The sequence below is a fragment of the Bacillus sp. FSL M7-1345 genome (assembly GCF_038006985.1).
Taxonomy (GTDB): Bacteria; Bacillota; Bacilli; order Bacillales; family Bacillaceae_G; genus Bacillus_A; species Bacillus_A cereus_U.
The window spans coordinates 4348233-4366324 of record NZ_JBBOWG010000001.1; the positions used below are offsets into that span (position 1 = coordinate 4348233).

Sequence of the window (18092 nt, forward strand, 5' to 3'; positions counted from 1 at the left end):
AGCATAAAAACCATGAACAATAATACGTATAATATGGGAGGTGCTTTATATGGATGGTCGTGAAAATAAGAAGATAGAACAGTTACAATCCTTTACGAAAAACAATGAAGGAAAAGAGATGACGACGAATACGGGGGTCAAAATTTCAAATGATGAAAACTCTTTAACCGCCGGCGATCGTGGCCCTACACTTTTAGAAGATTTCCTGATGCGAGAAAAACTCGCTCATTTTGACCGTGAACGAATTCCTGAAAGAGTCGTTCATGCTCGCGGTTACGGAGCACATGGTGTTTTTGAGCTATATGATTCTTTAGAAGATTTAACAATGGCTCATTTTTTACAAGACCCATCTAAAAAGACACCTATTTTTATTCGTTTTTCTGAAGTTGCAGGATCAAAAGGTGCAAATGAAACGAACCGAGATGTACGAGGATTCGCTGTTAAGTTTTATACAGAGGAAGGAAATTTCGATTTAGTGGGTAATAACATCCCGATTTTCTTCATTCAAGATGGTATTAAATTTCCGGATCTTATTCATGCTCTTAAACCAGAGCCACATAATGAGATTCCTCAAGGACAAACAGCACATGATACTTTTTGGGACTTTATCGCCAATAATCAAGAATCAGCTGCGATGATGATGTGGATTATGTCTGACCGTACAATTCCGAGAAGTTTTCGAATGATGCAAGGGTTCGGCGTTCATACATTCCGCTTAGTTAATAAACACGGAAAGTCACGATTCGTAAAATTCCACTGGAAGCCTAAGCTTGGTGTTCACTCGTTAATTTGGGATGAAGCTCAAAAACTAGGCGGTGCTGATCCGGATTACCATCGCCGTGATTTATGGGAAAATATTAATGCTGAAAACTACCCTGAGTACGAACTTGGCGTTCAAATTTTAGAAGAAGAGGACGAATTTAAATACGATTTTGATATATTAGATGCAACAAAAATTTGGCCGGAAGAAGACTTCCCTGTTAAAATCATCGGAAAAATGACGTTAAATCGGAACGTTGATAACGTATTTGCGGAAACAGAACAAGTCGCACTGCACCCTGGAAGCATCGTCCGCGGTATCGATTTTACAAATGATCCTCTCTTACAAGGTAGACTCTTTTCTTATACAGATACGCAATTAGCCCGCGTCGGTACAAACTATCAAGAGTTACCGATTAACCGCCCTGTATGTCCTTTTCATAACAATCAAAGAGATGGTGCGTCTAAATATATAATTGATAAAGGAAAAGTCGCTTACCATAATAACTCTTTAGCTAATAACTCTCCCTTTACTGTACCTGGTACGAAAGGCGGTTTCGTTACATATCCTTCTACTGTTTCCGGACATAAAACAAGAGAAACAGCCGCTAGTTTTAAAGACCATTTCTCACAAGCCCGTTTATTTTGGAATAGTATGAGCCACGTCGAAAAAATCCATATTATGCAGGCCTTCTCCTTTGAATTAGGAAAAGTAAAAAGTAAATCAGTTCGCCAACAAGTCGTAGATATGATTGGTCATATAAGTACAGAATTAGCTACTTTAGTAGCTGAAGCAGTCGGGGCAACAGTGCCAAATGTTCAAGAATCAAATGTTACAAAATCCTCACCAGCACTAAGTATGGAACATACAACATTCAGCCCAAATACATTAAGAGTAGGCGTCATTGTCGCAAACGGATATGACGGTCAAAACGCACAATATATTATAAATCAATTCAAACAAGCCGGTCTTCAGCCCGTTATTATTTCCGAACGATTAGGTTTTGTGCAAGGCTCTCAAAATGTAAAGTGGGAAGTGAATGATACTTTCTTAACAGGATCACCGCTTCTTTACGATGGGCTACTTCTTATTGGCGGAAATATTGATGATCATTTTCTTAACAAAGCAAGTTCATTTGTCGTAGAATCATATAATCACTTTAAGCCAATTGGTGCTTTCAAAAATGGAACTACTATTATTCAATCTTTAAACATCGAAGGAAAACCTGGTGTTATAACAGAACAAACCCCTACCTTACTTGCGAATGAATTTATTCAGGCAATGACAAAACAGCGATTTTGGGAAAGAGCCTATTAAAATACATGAGGAGGGTACATCATGTTCGTTACAGTGGAAAAAGATGTACACATTTTTGTTGAGGATATTAACCCAGGCCCTGGAAGTAAACCTGTCTTCTTCGTTCATGGCTGGCCTTTAAATCATCAAATGTACCAATATCAATTTAATATCTTACCACAACATGGTTTCCGCTGCATCGCCATGGATATACGAGGAAACGGACAGTCTGATAAACCATGGACTGGTTACACTTATGATCGTTTAGCTGATGATATCGCAATTATATTAGAAGCACTTCAAATAGAAAATGCTACGTTAGTTGGTTTCTCAGTCGGCGGTGCTCTTTCTATTCGATACATGTCACGATATAACGGTCGCCGTATTTCTAAACTTGCATTAATTGATGCCGTCTCCCCCTCTTTCGTAAAAAACCAACAATCTCCTTACGGCGTACCGAAAGAGCAAGCAGATGCCCTGATTGCTCAAATGTATGCGAATTTACCTAAATTTCTTAATGATGTATCTTTATCATTTTTTAATAGAAACTTAGGAGCTGCCACGTTAGAATGGTTTTCTTATCTCGGTATGCAGTCCGCTTCTTATGCTCTCATCAAAATTTTGCAAGCTGCTGCAAACGAAGACGTAACGAAGGACTTAAGTAAAATTAACGTCCCAACAAAAATATTCCACGGTGTTCACGACCAACTCATCCCTTACAAAAGTGCTGAGTTAACAAAAGAACGCATTAAAAACTCTGAGCTATATCCTCTTACAAATAGCGGTCATGGCTCTCCAATCGATCAAGCGGATGAATTGAATAAAGAACTTATTAAATTTATAAACTCATAACAAATTAACAATGCCTCCTCAACAAAAAAGAATTTGCCAAAATGGCAAATTCTTTTTTAAAAATTACCACACAACTTTATTGCAACTGATTTTCCTGAAATTTCAATATATATCTAGATAAAAAAACTCTTAGAAACCTTAAAGAGTTTTTTTACGCATTAAACAAATTATCCAATTATATACCAAACGAAAAATTCACACACTTCTCACAAATCAATTATTAAACCGATTCTATTTTAATTTATACTAAATGTACAAGTAATACTCCCTAAACCTAGCTTGTCTGGTTATCCCGTTAAATACTATGAAAAAAGAACTTGTATCGTATACAAGTTCTTTTTTTCGCTTATTTAAATAATATATCCTTACTATATTGCTTTCCGACGAGTAAGTCATATTGAATAAGCTCATATTGCTTTAGCATTTCTTTTTGTTTTTCTGTTAAACTTTTTATTGCTTTTCCATCTTTTCCTATCCTCAATTCGTCACGAAGTACAGGAATTTCTTCATATAACTTCGATAAAAATTGATAGAACGGTACCTTAGTTAATCCAGCATAATCAAAGACAAGATTTGAAAAATAAATTGGACTTACTAAACCTAAATTGTCATTTGGCATATCAAAATTTGCATACATTAATAACGGCGTTTGCGCCATCGCTAATCGTTCACTTGGCGTTTTTTCATTCGTTATATACCCATTCTCTTTATAAAGAGATTTATTTGTTCCTAGCGACGGAAGATGGTCCCCAAAGAATACTAATAATGTAGGTCTATCTAAATTATCTAGCTCCTCTATTAAATATTGAAGAGCTTCATCTGAACGTCTTAAACCTTCTGTATAAGTCTCTAATTCAGCCTTCGATTCTTCATTTTCTAAACCACTAATTTCTATTTGATTTTCGCCAAATCTTCCTTCTGTAAATGGAAAATGATTTTGCATCGTAACCGCATGAATAAAAGTAGGTTGTTTTTGCTTCTCTAATTCAGCTATTATCTCTTTACTCATAGATAAATCGCTAATATAATCTCCATCAACTTCTACATTCTCCATCGTATCTTGCGCATTAAACTTGTCAAAGCCTAACACTCTATATACATCATCCCGTTTAAAGAATGAGCGACCAAATGAATGAATTGCACTTGTGTAATACCCTTCTTTTTTTAACTCTCGAGTAATAGATGGAATTTCTTTCTTATTTGTAACAACTTGCTGATACGGTATAGAGCCTGGTTTTAACAAACTCATTGAATAACTCGTTAATACCTCAAATTCAACGTTCGCAGTATTTCCTCCAAATGTAGGAGAAATAGTTTGTCCACCAGGAAAACTTTCTATATAATGATGCAAATTAGGTAAAGGATCTTCACTAAAGGACAGGTTCGTTAACTTCGTTGGGTCCCAAAACGATTCACTCATTACAAAAATAATATTCGGTTTCTCTTTTTGCTTCTGCGCCCCTATATTGCTGCTATATTGTTTTTTTATATCGTTTGCTATTTGAAGCATATTTTCTTTTGAATAATCTTTCGGCTTTTCAATGACTGTCGTATCCAAATTACTTATAAAGCCTAGCACAAAACCATTCGAAGCATAATTTTCATTTTGATTCCACAAAACGAACTCTATACCTGACTTTTGAAACCATTTATTCATAAACGTATTCGTAAAATTACCATACGCATATAAAACAAAAACGGATCCTATTATAAATAGAACTCGTACGCCTGCATGAACTTTTACATTTTGAATATATTTCCTTATATACATACCCGCTAAAATACAGGCAACAACACTTACAATAACGAGAAGAATATAACCCCAACTAAAATAATCCATCACCATTGGTATAACAGATTGCATATGTCCAATCTGTGTAAAATCAGAAGGATATAGTGGGTCTCCCCTAAAAACAATTTTAAAGTGATTTACAATAGCCAAAATGATTAGCAAAATGCTTGTCAAGATAGTACTCAAAAAAACTTTCCCAAGCACGTTATACACAAAAATATATATCGCATAAATTACAATTAAACTAAATATAAACTGTGCGTTATAATTGTAAATCCAATTCAGTGTATTTACGAAATCCATATTATTTTGCGTAAAAATAAAAAGCAAAGTAACCACATTGGCTACTAAAAACATTCTAATATAAATCCTAATAATCGGTTTAAATTTATTAACTATATCTTTATTCAAATACGCAACATACAATAGTACAATCCACATCAAAATTGTCATTATACTTAAAACAATTTTTTGATTTAACATATCTTTCATCGTATCTAAACTAAAATATTTTAAAATCAAGAAAATTGTGGGTACTACATATAGGGTTACTAGACCACTTAACATCGCTGAAATTAATATACTTCTTCTTGGCTGATGAAATGAAAAATTACCCCTCAATTCATTCCCTCTTTTCTATTTATTAATTTCACCCCGCACCGTAATAAAATATTACTTATATAAACATAACATATTATGTACACAACGTCTTCTCATGTACACCCTCCGTATAATATCATCTGTTACCTCTTGTACATACCGAATGAAAAAAAGAGATTTCCTAAGAAAGGAAATCTCTTTTTCATTACCCAACACTTTGCACACGGCCAATTTGTCCATCTTGTAATCGAACTTTAATTCCGTACGTATGTGTTTCTGTATTTGTTAAAATATCTTTCACAACACCACTCACTGTTTTACTATAATCTTTATCTAATTGAATAACTACATGTGAACCAACCGAAATTTGTGATCTTGTCGGCTTCCCACCAGTTGCTTGTGTTGTTTTTTCTTGTTTCTGTGTTCTCTCTTGTTGTGCAGACTGCTGTTGCTGAGCCTTTTTTTGCTGTTTACCTAACTGGGATACTATCAGGTCCCTCTAAGGGCCATTTCTCTTTCTATACTGTCTTTCTCAATGATTTTACATAACGTACTGTAATTAAAATCATACCAATGGTAAATGCAACTATTGATACCAATAATATAGCAATAGATAATATAACTTGATCAACTAATTCTATAGACTTGAATGGTAAAGACCATAAATATCCAAATCCCCACTTTGCTTCTGAAAAAAGAAATAAACCGATTAAAGATAGGATTATATTAACAAATGTAAAAGTGATAGATGTTTTTATAAATAAGAATAATAGGAGTTGCACTATTATAAGAGGAAATGTCGCAACAACAGAAATTAAAAATACTTTAATCATAAATTCTAAAGGAAATGGATCTGTAAAATCAAAATACATTCCTGATACATACAAGCTCATTAAAACTATTAAGTGTATTGCAGAAAATAATAACACACTAGATACAAATTTAGATAAAACAATTTTAAAATTAGTATTTGGAGATAGATGCATTATTTTCCAATTGGTTTTGTTTTCAAACTGACATAAGAAGGCTGTTACCATCCCTGAAATGACAGGGAGAAAAAAACCAACATAGAAAAAAGATATAAACATCCATACGCCCATCCATGAATTATCCAAACCGTGATTATACTCTCCTACCACGAATTTAGTATACATAATCATTGAATATATAATCGGACAAAGTGCTAAGATGAAAAATGTAATTTGTTGTGGGTGTTTTCTTATTTTTATCCAATCGGAATAAATTAAATTTATCATTTGAGATCTCCTTTGTTAGTTTTTATTATCCATTTTAATAAATAAGATGTATCCAATTCCTAAAATAAGAATAGTAATAGGAATTCCTGCTAGCATGTACCATTTATCGTATGACCATAACGTATTAAAAACATCTAGATTATTCACATAATTGATTGGAAAATATAAGATTTGATATGAAATAGGAAACCACCAAAGCTTAGTTGAGCTTAATATATCGCCGAAAAGATACGAAGCTAGAGCTAGTGCAACGATCACTGATTGATTCGATACATTAATGGATATAATGAACGCCAAAGCGCAAAATGGGATGCTAATAAGAAATGGATATAACGTAAAAACAAACAAATGCTGCATGGAAACCGCATCTAAAGAAACACCTAAACCTGGAAGTAATAACACTGTACAAATCATATGTATTACGGTTGTAATAATAAGAGCAACCATAACAACAAGGAACTTATTTATATACACACTAAATTTCTGTACTGGATACGTAAATGTTCTTTTCCACGTAGAATTTTTATATTCAACATTGTTTACACTAGCTATAATAAACACCATAAAAAAGTTTAATATGTATTTTAAAATTTGCAAGTTTATACCGAATATAGTTTCTAATTTAATAGTATGAGAATTACTATAGTAATTTAGTCCAGCAAATTCACCTAATGCAAGTATAATAGGTCCTAAGATAACCAAAAACCAAAAATGACTTTTTCTATATTTTATATACTCAGTGGCTAATACATTTCTCATACACTTACAGCACCTTGTTCAACAATATCTAAATATGCTTCCTCTAAATTTTGCTTTTTGGTTTGGAAAGATTGAATAAAAATCTGATTCGTTACTAATAGTTGTTGAATATCATTCAGTGATTTTTCATCGTTATATTCAATACTAAAGATGTTATTATTTACATTGAATGTATAATTGGATTGTTCAAGTAATTTATCAGTAAGAGTCATATTATTAACACTAATTTCAACAATATTTAATGATTGTTTATTTTGTAAAGAAGATAATAAACCTTGGTACTTTATTTCTCCATGATGAATAATCCCGATATGATCAGCCATTTGTTCCACTTCACTTAAAATATGACTTGAAAGGATTATGGTAGAATTAAACATTTTTGGAGCTTTTTTTATTAATTCTTTCACTTCATAAACTCCCTGTGGATCTAAGCCATTAGTAGGTTCATCTAATATTAATAATTCAGGGTTATTTATGAAAGCAGCAGCTAATCCTAAACGTTGTTTCATACCAAGAGAATATTTTTTAAAAGCACGATTTCGATCCTCATATAGTTTAAATAAATTCAAAAGTTCTTTTATATGTTCTTTATCATGAACATTTTTCATTTTAGAAGCAATTAACAAGTTTTCGTATCCGGATAAATGCTCGTAAAAGGTTGGAGCTTCAATTAATGAACCTGTTTTAGATAAGATTTCTATTCTATTCTTTTGTATATCCATTCCCAATACTTCTACAGTTCCCTCATCAGCCTCTATCAATCCTAAAATGATTTTAAAAAATGTAGATTTACCCGCGCCATTCGGGCCTAATAATCCAAATATTTCACCCTTTTTTATAGTTAAATCAATCCCTTTTAAAACATGTTTGTCTTTATATTTTTTATGCAAACCTTTAATATTTAAAACTTGATTATTCATCATATCAACCACCTGACGTTAGAATTTTAAATCAATTACACGACTCTGGAGGCACATCTCCGGCACCCGCTATTTTTTTCAATTCATCTTCATCGATTGCACCAATTAATTTTTTTGTATCAAATTCTTGATTACGTAATTTAGCTAATTTTTCATTTTTAGACATAGTAACCATCTTTTTAGAATGTTCAGAAAACAAATATTAGAGTACTTCAAATTTCATTAACAAAGATTGGTGACAGGTTTAGATGTTATAGAAGGTAATTTATGTTGCCTTCTATCTCCAACATCACCAACCTTTTTTATTCCTTTAATATAAAGCTGTCTGTTTAATCCATTGTAAGACGATTAAAGGCATCATTATTTTCTTGAAATCAAATGATAGCTGAATTTGCTCTTCTAACTCTCCATGTATCTGCAATTGCTTTTGTAAGGCTAACATACACTCTGTAGTTTGGTCCTGTAACTTTGGATACATAAATTCTTTTGAATGCTGAATGCTTTCGCTTTGGTTTATCATATATCCAATAGCTATAGGTCCTTTTTCTTCACCTATTCCAGCCTTAAATTCTTGAACATTGATGTCTTTTAAATGAATAAAATAATCATTATAAAAATCTATTGCATAAGCACCTGGGGTAGATATACCAGTTACAATATTCGGTTGAAAAACAAATAGAATAGGTGCCAAAGCTGTAAATATTTGATTGTGAAATGCTTCATATAGAATTTGTGCTAAGGTATTAATATGAATAAATGGTTGAGCTAGACTAATCGATTCTTTTTGGGATGCTTGTTTATTCAATTGCTGTTTGTAAACATGATATGGCAATACGTCTTGTTCATTTGAAAAGTTTTTTAAACGTTGATTATTTTTCCCACCAAGATCCAAATGATAATTTATATTGTTTATCATATCTATAGAACTTTTTGTCTCTAGCATCAGATTAACCACCTCCTTGCTGTCTAACTTTCTGTACCTAAAATATACGTGTTAATTTATGTTAATAACAAGTAGTAAAATTCAGTTAAAAATATTTAAAATTATTGTTGTTTTTTTCTATATTATTTTACATGTTTTGTAATTCAGGAAAGTTTCTATAGGATTTAACCTTGTACAAATAAAAATATTGCTATCGTTGAAAATAAAATTAACTACTTAGTTTCGTTTAAAGCAAAGTTAATATAATAAAAAAAACAGGTGGAACTTACTTTCCGCCTGTTTTTTATCTATGGATTATTTAATAAGGGTATGTATTTGAAGGAAATCTTGAATATGGGGGGATTAATTAATCAGCACCTGGTTGAATATCAGCGTAGAAAGTTGAGATGTCTTCTATACTAGTTTGTGCAGCTACATTTTGTGTAGTATCTGTACTAGTTATATTTTCAAATAAAGAAATACCGGATAACATAATAGCTGTAGTAAGAATGACATAAATTTTTTTAATTTTCATAATTCCAATCTCCAGTAGTAGTTGCTTTGTTAATTTAAATACTAATGGATGTCCTTTGTTACACGGAATTAGTAAAAAATTTTGATTTATAATTCCTTTTTTTATAAAAACAAGTTACCTATTTAACCAATTTTATTTGTGATTTATCTTATGTTAAATTATATTAATCCAATACCTACTATTACTGCAGAATCACATAGAGGGGATATTGCGGATATCATTACCAAGATCCTTGATTAATCTCCCTCTATCTATGTATTTTTAGTTTGTTTTAATTCGTCGAATTTTCAATTGATATTTTTAGATATTTTGCTGACATTTTATAAGCGCGATTATCAAAAAAATAGTCTCCTAGTTCATGAGACAGTTCACTTACTAAAGGATATTGTTTCTTTTCTAAACCAATTTCAATTGCTTTTTGCATCTGTTTTTCATATCCATAATCATCTCCTCTTAATTTAGATATCTTCCCCTTCAATCCATATAGTTGAACATTAGCGTAAGGTACATCAAAAATTGATAATAAATCAAACGCTTCATCCATAAATTTATTAACAGTTTTCCAATCTTTAAATTCTATATGAATCTCTATTAAGCTTCGTAATGCGTATACCTTTTGATGTTTTTGTTCGAGAAACTCACTTAATTGCAAACATTCTTCATAGTACTTAATAGCATTAGTATAGTCTTTTAAACCTTGATAAATTTTCCCATAATTATACGAGATTATAGGTGAATACATAGAATCTCCTTTATTTTCCAACCTACTTTCTGCCTGCTGTAAGCATTCAAGAGCCCTGTCATATAATCCATCTAAATCATACAGTATTGCGAGCATTAACAAAGTATCTATTACTTTATTCTTTATATTAAATCTCAAAAATATTTTGTAAGCTTTCTGCGCATACAAACGACTAATGCTTTTATCTTTATACAGCGCTTTATTTACAAGACACAGATTATAATATACACTGGCGTGTTGAGTAGTTTCTTCTAGATCAAGTAAACTCTCTATCTTCACGTAGATTTCATGTGCAGCCATATAATCTTGTTTATTATAAAAATAATAACCTCGAGCCATTAAATAATATATATAATCTTCAGTATACTGGAGGTCTATTTGATTTGGAATAACTTGCACAGCCTGATTTACAATTGCTTCTACATATACTAAGTTATTATTTCGGGAATGATAGTATATTAAAACACCATAAGCCTTTAATAATAAAAGAATAGAGTCTATATCACGAACATACAGTTCTAAAGAAGATAAATCTTTTTCACTTATAATTTTATCATTTTTATACTTATTACATATTCCAAGGAGCATAGGTTCTATATCCCCATAATCTGCATCTACAAGAAAATTGTAATCAACTTCCATCTTTTTAGCGACCTTTTCTAAAAAAGAAACAGAAGGTTTAATTTGTCCATTTTCAATTCTGCTTAAATACGTTATAGAGCATATTTCTGATACTAATTCCCCTTGCGTAAATTCTTTATGTATACGGATTTGTCGAATACGTTCACCAATATTCATATTTCCACTCCTTTCTTCGAATAACCTGGTTTGATTATTTTAGGGCAATATAATAAGAATAACGCCTATATTATCTATCATAGTATGTGTATAGTTTTATGTTCAGAGAGGGAAATGTTATTAATACGTATTTGGATGCATATGAAATTTGTATGCCCGATTTACTAACATCAGATTTTCCACCTTCTACTTATATTACTATATTATACCAATTTACTCATACTTACGCCTAACAAAATTTATCTTTTATACCTTCAGATCTTTAAAATAAAAGTCTTCTGTCTAAAAACGATAAAATAATTAAAGAACCTTATATGTTGCAGAAACTATCTCAAATCACGAAACATGTAAAACAATACAGAAAAAACTATAAAAAATTCACAATTTTTTTAATTAAATTTTACTAATTGTTATTAACGGGGTACAGTCCCATCGCTATCAACCTAATAAAACAAAATACCCCCTAAAATTAAAAAATGAGCTGACTTCTCAAAATAAATAACTATAGAGAAAGAAAATTTTCATTTAGGGGGTACTTCAAAACCTTAGCTTGATGGGCATGGGGTACCGCCAGCATTTCGGAAAAAAACCACGCTAAGAGCATGCAAGATTTTATACAAAAAATCGGAAGACATAGGGAACCATGGGGAAGCCAAAAGGCGCGCTAGAATAGAAATGTATAAAAAGATGTATAGCGTCATATAAAAAGAAAAAGGCGGACTCCTTGTAAGAGTAGGAATCCGCCTTTTTCTTGCTACCGATAATAGGTCATTATGTTAACTAGACGTGTATGATATATACAATCAAACAAAGTTATTTTCCATTTTCATTCTTATTTTGAAATAGATGCACAATCAAAAGTCCACCAACAAATAAGATTGGAAATCCTACGACTATATATAATCCGTTTTTTGGTATTCCTAATATAATTGCAAGATAACTAAAAGAAAAAGCCCATAATGCTAAAATTATGATTTCTAACATCTTCTTTTTCATTAAAAGTTAAGCACCCCAAATCCCCTTAAAAAAGTTGCATTTGGAATATTGTAACAAAATCAAAAAAAAGACCCTACAAGAGGGTCTTTCATCAGCTAATATTAAGCTTTTTGAACATTAGTAGCTTGTAGGCCACGTTGTCCTTTTTCTACTTCAAACGTTACACTTTGTCCTTCGTCTAAAGATTTGAAACCGTCGATTTGGATAGCTGAGAAATGTACGAATACGTCTTCTCCATCTTCACGCTCGATGAATCCAAAACCTTTGTCTGCATTAAACCATTTTACTTTACCTTGTTCCATAATTGTTGCCTCCTAGTATGGATACCCACACATATGTTACTACCCTTGCTCAAATACCTTAGACGAAAAACAAAATTTATTCTTAATCTCAAACCGAACAAAAATAGGTCTTTCTTAAATTAACATACTTTCTAAAAAATAGCAAATTTCAAAAATAAGTCCTTATGGTAATTAGCCACTAATAGTGCTTGCTGGAGAAAAAGTCACTATGATAGTCATCACAGCAAGAAGTTACCAAAAGATCTCAACAATATCATTGGTTTGATTTTTTTCAGACATTCAACAACTGATAAAATTAGATATTTTCGAGTTAAATTTTACTTCTGATAACGATAATTATGTAAATGAGCTGTCCATATGGGCGGCTTATTGTATTTTTTGCTTAGCGCGTTTTTTTCCGAAATGCTGGCGATACCCTTACTTGTTCAACAATCGGGGCGATTGTTGAACATGAAGTAAAAGTGCGATACATATTGGTCATGTCTAATATGTATCGCACTTTATTTTTTATGACTTTTTACAATTTAGGTCTTGATAAACCCTCACAGGTTCTTTTCGTTATTTATTATGAACGGGAAAAATGATGAAATGATTAGCATGTTTACTATATAAGAGGAAGCATCCATATTTTCCATATGATACTTACGATTACTATAAAGATAAAATCAAAAAATCTAATCTCGGATCCTTTTTCATAGTCATATCTAACCACATATGAACCAATTTCAATCTTTTGTATTTATGAATATTTTTCTTTGCAAATCGGTAAGTGAGCACTTGCATGATGTAAATTCCATTTAGGCAAATAAACAATAATATGAGAAATCAAATCACGAAATTCCTCCCTATTTTTGAAGCGTTCTTTCTACTATATGGTTCTTCAAGACCCATTCCTCAAACTGAGCACTTCCAAATTCCCAGCTCAAATCACGAGCATGTACAGAAAAAACGTAATAACCGGCATATTCGTCCATAAACATTCCTGCCCCTACATCATCTTTTTGAATACCGTATACTCCGAAATTAAAATACACATCCCACACGTCTTCATGCTTCCTCTTATAGGCAATCGATTCCATATCACATTCAGTTCCGAAATAATCAAGATGTAAATGTACGCTATCATCGTATTCGTAATCCATTTTATCACCCCTTATATTTGTACTTCTTTACTACCCAAAAAATTCCTGCTATATATCCTCACATATGGGCACTTACCTACATATTATGCTTGTAGATTGACTTCTAGGAGGTGTCATATAGTGAAAAAATTAATAACCGTTTTTTGCATCATGTTACTAGCTGTTTTCACATTCGCTGCTTGTAGTAGTACAAAGGAAAGTACGAAAGAACAAGCGCAAAAAATTCGCGTTGGCGAAGTTACCCACTCTCTTTTCTACGCACCATTATATGTTGGAATTGAAAAAGGATTTTTTAAAGATGAAGGTTTAAATATTGACTTACAAACAACAGCTGGCGGAGATAAAACGATGACCGCCCTTTTATCTGGCGGAATTGATATTGCGCTCGTTGGTTCAGAAACGTCGATTTATGTTCATCAACAAGGAGCAAAAGATCCTGTCATTAATTTTGCGCAGCTTACACAAACAGATGGCACATTTTTAGTTTCACGTAAAAAAGTAAATTCTTTTAATTGGAACGACGTAAAAGGCGTTACATTTTTAGGACAGCGTAAAGGCGGCATGCCGCAAATGGTTGGAGAATACGTTTTAAAGAAAAATGGCATTGACCCTCACAAAGATACGAACTTAATTCAAAATATCGAGTTTGCTAATATTGCAAATGCCTTTGCATCTGGTACAGGAGAATTTGTACAGCTCTTTGAACCGACTGCAAGTATACTTGAAAAAGAAGGAAAAGGTTATATCGTCGCGTCTTTCGGAGCTGAATCTGGTACTGTTCCTTATACAACGTTTATGGCAAAAGAAAGTTTCTTAAAGAAAGATAAAGCTGCGGCAGAAAAATTCACGCGTGCACTATATAAAGCGCAGCAATGGGTTGATACACATAGTCCAGAAGAGATTGCCGATGCCGTTTCACCACTATTTAAAGACACTTCAAAAGACATTTCAGTAAAAGTAATTGAGCGCTACAAAAAACAACATTCATATGCAACAAATCCATTATTAGATGATGCAGAATGGAAACAGCTCCAAACGATTATGAAAGAAGCTGGTGAATTACAAAAAGAAGTTCCACATGAAGCGCTCGTCAATACAAAAATTGCCGAAAGCGTTATTAAGAAATAGAGGCGAAGTGTATGAGCTTTTTACAAATACGTAACGTTTCTCACTGCTTTTTTGCAAAAGAAAATGCCAAACTTATTCTTGAAGATATAAGTTTGCACGTAGAAGAAGGGGAATTCATTTCAATCCTTGGTCCGAGTGGTTGCGGAAAAACAACGCTCCTCTCCATCATCGCGGGGCTACTTGATCCAATTGAAGGTATCGTATTTTTAGATGGTGAACCGATTACAACTAAGACTCCATCTATGGGCTATATGCTCCAGCAAGATTACTTGTTTCCGTGGAAAACAATTGAAGAAAATATTATGCTCGGACTTCATATTCGAAAAATTTATGATAAAAATACGAAAGAACATACATTAAAACTTTTAAAACAAGTCGGCCTATATGATATAGAACAGCAATACCCTCGTGAACTATCCGGCGGTATGCGCCAACGTGCTGCACTCGTTCGAACATTAGCGACCGATCCAAAAATTTTATTGCTAGATGAACCATTTTCCGCTCTTGATTATCAAACAAAATTAAAACTAGAAGATCTCGTCTTTACATTACTACGTAAATATAAGAAAACATCCCTACTTGTGACACATGATATTGAAGAAGCAATTGCGATGAGTGATCGTATTTATTTGCTGCAGGCGAACCCTGGAAAAATTGCAAAAACGTTCATCGTCCCAGAAAGTATCCGTTCCTTATCGCCATTAGAAGCACGCCACCACCATGACTTCCCATCCCTCTTCCAAGAAATATGGAAGGAGTTGGAACGACTTGGATAATATAAAACAACTACATGAGCAGTTTCGAAAAAAAGAAAGACAACATGCATGGTTAGCTCGCTCTTTACAACTTGTTCTTCTTGTTCTTTTCTTTGCACTATGGGAAATAGCTAGTAAAAAGGAATGGATTGATCCTTTACTCTTTAGCTCTCCTTCAAGTATTTGGGATCTCTTTTTAACGAAATGGATTGACGGTTCAATTTGGATTCACATATGGACGACATTACTTGAAACAGGAGTAGGCTTCATTCTAGGAACTGTACTCGGAGCAATTATTGCTACTTTCCTTTGGTGGATGCCACTTTTGGCCCGCGTACTTGATCCGTATCTCGTTGTCCTAAATGCAATGCCAAAAGTTGCACTCGGTCCAATCATCATTGTTATTTTCGGTCCAAATATTTCATCCTCTATCGCAATGGGCGTAATCATCTCCATCATCATTACTATTCTCGTTATTTACAGCGCATTTCAAGAAGTCGATTCCAATTATATTAAGGTCATGGACACATTTGGCGCAAATAAATGGCAATGCTATAAGCACGTTATTCTCCCTTCATCTTTCCCTGCAATTATTTCAACGTTAAAAGTGAATGTTGGCTTATCATGGGTCGGTGTTATTTTCGGGGAACTCCTCGTTTCTAAACAAGGACTTGGCTATTTAATTAGCTACGGATTCCAAGTCTTTAACTTCACACTCGTCTTACTCAGTGTATTGCTCACTTGCGTCCTCGCAACTCTTATGTATGTATTTGTCGAGGCATTTGAAAAACTCCTTATTGGAAAACGAAAAAAAAGCTGACTTAGAGCGATACGCTAGAGTCAGCTTCTTTCTTTTACCTTTTATCACACATTTTCGAATCATCTGTAACATTCCCATTAGCAACCGTAACTGTATGGAAACAATCTTTCACACGCACCGTAACGACATTATCTTTTCGATCAATAATATGATAATCATTAAACTCTTTATTTAATGCACTACGAATTTGCTCCCCTTCAAAAATCGGAAAACCGTGAGACATTACCCAAATGAGACCAGCAACAGCAAGAATCGTTTTCATACGTTTCATTACCTCCTCGAGAGTAAACTTATAGCCCCTATACTATGCGCATTATAATTGTGTCTAATTTGTGACGTTTTTATACTAATTCTCTTTTAATGATTCAGTTCCTTCTTCTTTTTTGAAAAAAGACAGAATTTTCAATTTTATCAACATGAAGAAACGCAAAGAACAGAACGTCCTCGCGTTTTCATTTGATCGACCAAAAATATATCGAACATAAATCCAATTTTATTGACTTACCAACAAATAATTACCACTAAACTATGACTGCTCTATATCCCTTGAAATATCATATAATCCAGCTAACACTTCCGCTCTCATTTTTACAAGCTCGGGGAATTGATAGAAGAAGGCAATTTTTTTATATTTTAATTCTGTTCCTTCTTTCACCTTTTTTGAATCTTGTAATATAAACGCTGTAAATGTATCCGCAATATCCTCTGCTACATTTGTCGTCCCATACAGTGAAACAAACTCACCATGCTTTTCCTTAAAAAATTCAATTTGAGCTTCTTCGCTTTCTTCCACTTTCTTTTCTGTCCACTCCTGGTCAATTGGTTTCCAGAACAAATTATAAAATTGATTTATATAAGAGCTCTCCTTCGCACATCCTTCTTGTAAGAAAAGAGATTTACATTTATTTTGGTATGATGAAATATCTTTATCTTCTTCAAAAGCCTTTAAGTACTTTTCATTTACTGGTATTTGTTTATGTCCCAGCGTCAATACGTGAGCCGTCTCATGTATTAATGTTTTCATCACTTGATCGATATTTACTGCTGAATCAAGCGTATCTAAACTAATGGTCCACTCTTTCGGATACTCCATACTCGGCATAACGTGGGCGACAATTCCGTCGTATCCATCTGTTACCATGTCAAACTCTTTTATGTCAGTGCGATACTTAACTGGAATAAGAGTACTGTACATCTCCCATAACGATTCATGATAATCCCTATCTTGACGTTGCTTTAATACTTCTTCTTTCGCGTCCTTATCATCCGCAAAAGCCTTATTCAATCGTTTGCGATCTAGTTTATCGAAATAAGGATCTACAATTTCATCACCATCAATATAATACGAAGCTAAAAAGAAATAATTTTCATCATCCTCTTTTTTCATTTCTGCTTCTTTCATATCGTTACTTGAATGTCCTTCTAAATCATAATCCTCTAGTACTTCAAGTTCTGAAAGTCCATCTATCTTTTTATATACTTTTTGAAGCGTCTTATCACCTATTTGTGTGCATTCTTCTGTCGTTTCGCACACATCTTTTTTCTCTCTTTTCGAAGTTTTTTCCGCCATATCACATCCAGCTACTAAGCCAATTGAAAGTATAAAACAAACTAATTTCCCATACAGTTCTTTCATATGAACCTCCGTCGTTACAGTCTACAAAAATATGATAATCATTTTTTCACAAATATGCGATAATTATTTATAAAAACTTTG

The 18092-nt window shown here is 33.0% G+C and carries 17 protein-coding genes and 2 pseudogenes; 5 read left to right on the forward strand and 14 right to left on the reverse strand.

Annotated elements, in window-relative coordinates; genetic code table 11:
- Positions 1 to 49 precede the first annotated feature (49 nt).
- On the forward strand, positions 50 to 2077 hold the full coding sequence (locus tag MHB76_RS22730; RefSeq protein ID WP_016106433.1) for a catalase: 2028 nt from the start codon (positions 50 to 52) through the stop codon (positions 2075 to 2077).
- 21 nt (positions 2078 to 2098) lie between these two features.
- Positions 2099 to 2908, forward strand: a complete 810-nt coding sequence (locus MHB76_RS22735; RefSeq protein ID WP_002160133.1) for an alpha/beta fold hydrolase — start codon at positions 2099 to 2101, stop codon at positions 2906 to 2908.
- Between the two features lie 346 nt (positions 2909 to 3254).
- Here MHB76_RS22735 and MHB76_RS22740 read toward each other — a convergent pair whose 3' ends face one another.
- From MHB76_RS22740 to MHB76_RS22795, 12 genes and pseudogenes are all read right to left on the reverse strand, one after another.
- Positions 3255 to 5321, reverse strand: a complete 2067-nt coding sequence (locus MHB76_RS22740; RefSeq protein WP_340987738.1) for an LTA synthase family protein — start codon at positions 5319 to 5321, stop codon at positions 3255 to 3257.
- A 184-nt stretch (positions 5322 to 5505) separates the two neighbouring features.
- A pseudogene (locus MHB76_RS22745) lies at positions 5506 to 5772 on the reverse strand (YwbE family protein); the annotation flags it as partial.
- Positions 5773 to 5818: 46 nt separating this feature from the next.
- The gene (locus MHB76_RS22750; RefSeq protein ID WP_002160131.1) at positions 5819 to 6556 is read right to left on the reverse strand and encodes an ABC transporter permease; all 738 of its coding nucleotides are present in this window, start codon (positions 6554 to 6556) and stop codon (positions 5819 to 5821) included.
- Positions 6557 to 6571: 15 nt separating this feature from the next.
- Positions 6572 to 7315, reverse strand: coding sequence for an ABC transporter permease (locus tag MHB76_RS22755; RefSeq protein WP_078173929.1), 744 nt, complete (start codon positions 7313 to 7315; stop codon positions 6572 to 6574).
- Positions 7312 to 8238, reverse strand: a complete 927-nt coding sequence (locus MHB76_RS22760) for an ABC transporter ATP-binding protein (protein ID WP_002160127.1) — start codon at positions 8236 to 8238, stop codon at positions 7312 to 7314. Before MHB76_RS22760 ends, MHB76_RS22755 begins: the two co-directional genes overlap by 4 nt.
- Positions 8239 to 8275: 37 nt before the next feature.
- A pseudogene (locus MHB76_RS22765) lies at positions 8276 to 8401 on the reverse strand (class II lanthipeptide, LchA2/BrtA2 family); the annotation flags it as partial.
- A gap of 144 nt (positions 8402 to 8545) precedes the next feature.
- Positions 8546 to 9178 carry a hypothetical protein gene (locus MHB76_RS22770; protein WP_002160126.1) on the reverse strand — a complete coding sequence of 211 codons (633 nt, stop codon included), beginning with the start codon at positions 9176 to 9178 and terminating at the stop codon, positions 8546 to 8548.
- Positions 9179 to 9524: 346 nt separating this feature from the next.
- Positions 9525 to 9692 carry a hypothetical protein gene (locus MHB76_RS22775; protein ID WP_002160125.1) on the reverse strand — a complete coding sequence of 56 codons (168 nt, stop codon included), beginning with the start codon at positions 9690 to 9692 and terminating at the stop codon, positions 9525 to 9527.
- Between the two features lie 271 nt (positions 9693 to 9963).
- Positions 9964 to 11232, reverse strand: a complete 1269-nt coding sequence (locus tag MHB76_RS22780) for a helix-turn-helix domain-containing protein (protein WP_340987742.1) — start codon at positions 11230 to 11232, stop codon at positions 9964 to 9966.
- Between the two features lie 813 nt (positions 11233 to 12045).
- Positions 12046 to 12228, reverse strand: a complete 183-nt coding sequence (locus MHB76_RS22785) for a hypothetical protein (RefSeq protein WP_033714597.1) — start codon at positions 12226 to 12228, stop codon at positions 12046 to 12048.
- Between the two features lie 101 nt (positions 12229 to 12329).
- Positions 12330 to 12530, reverse strand: a complete 201-nt coding sequence (locus MHB76_RS22790) for a cold-shock protein (protein WP_002160121.1) — start codon at positions 12528 to 12530, stop codon at positions 12330 to 12332.
- 845 nt (positions 12531 to 13375) lie between these two features.
- Complete coding sequence (locus MHB76_RS22795; protein WP_002112440.1) at positions 13376 to 13672, reverse strand: DUF3986 family protein; 297 nt, start codon at positions 13670 to 13672, stop codon at positions 13376 to 13378.
- Between the two features lie 120 nt (positions 13673 to 13792).
- Between MHB76_RS22795 and MHB76_RS22800 the strand changes: the two genes are divergently transcribed.
- Genes MHB76_RS22800 through MHB76_RS22810 form a run of 3 tightly spaced genes read left to right on the forward strand, consistent with a single transcriptional unit; the run spans position 13793 to position 16375 of the window.
- Complete coding sequence (locus tag MHB76_RS22800) at positions 13793 to 14800, forward strand: ABC transporter substrate-binding protein (RefSeq protein ID WP_133059536.1); 1008 nt, start codon at positions 13793 to 13795, stop codon at positions 14798 to 14800.
- Between the two features lie 11 nt (positions 14801 to 14811).
- Positions 14812 to 15576 (forward strand): ABC transporter ATP-binding protein, encoded by a 765-nt coding sequence (locus MHB76_RS22805; RefSeq protein ID WP_340987746.1) that lies wholly within the window; start codon positions 14812 to 14814, stop codon positions 15574 to 15576.
- On the forward strand, positions 15569 to 16375 hold the full coding sequence (locus MHB76_RS22810) for an ABC transporter permease (protein ID WP_078173924.1): 807 nt from the start codon (positions 15569 to 15571) through the stop codon (positions 16373 to 16375). The genes MHB76_RS22805 and MHB76_RS22810 overlap by 8 nt, the downstream gene beginning before the upstream one ends.
- Positions 16376 to 16409: 34 nt before the next feature.
- On the opposite strand, the gene MHB76_RS22815 is transcribed toward MHB76_RS22810, so the two are convergent.
- The gene (locus MHB76_RS22815) at positions 16410 to 16637 is read right to left on the reverse strand and encodes a hypothetical protein (RefSeq protein WP_002089142.1); all 228 of its coding nucleotides are present in this window, start codon (positions 16635 to 16637) and stop codon (positions 16410 to 16412) included.
- A 264-nt stretch (positions 16638 to 16901) separates the two neighbouring features.
- Positions 16902 to 18011, reverse strand: a complete 1110-nt coding sequence (locus MHB76_RS22820) for a recombinase family protein (RefSeq protein ID WP_340987748.1) — start codon at positions 18009 to 18011, stop codon at positions 16902 to 16904.
- Positions 18012 to 18092 lie beyond the last annotated feature (81 nt).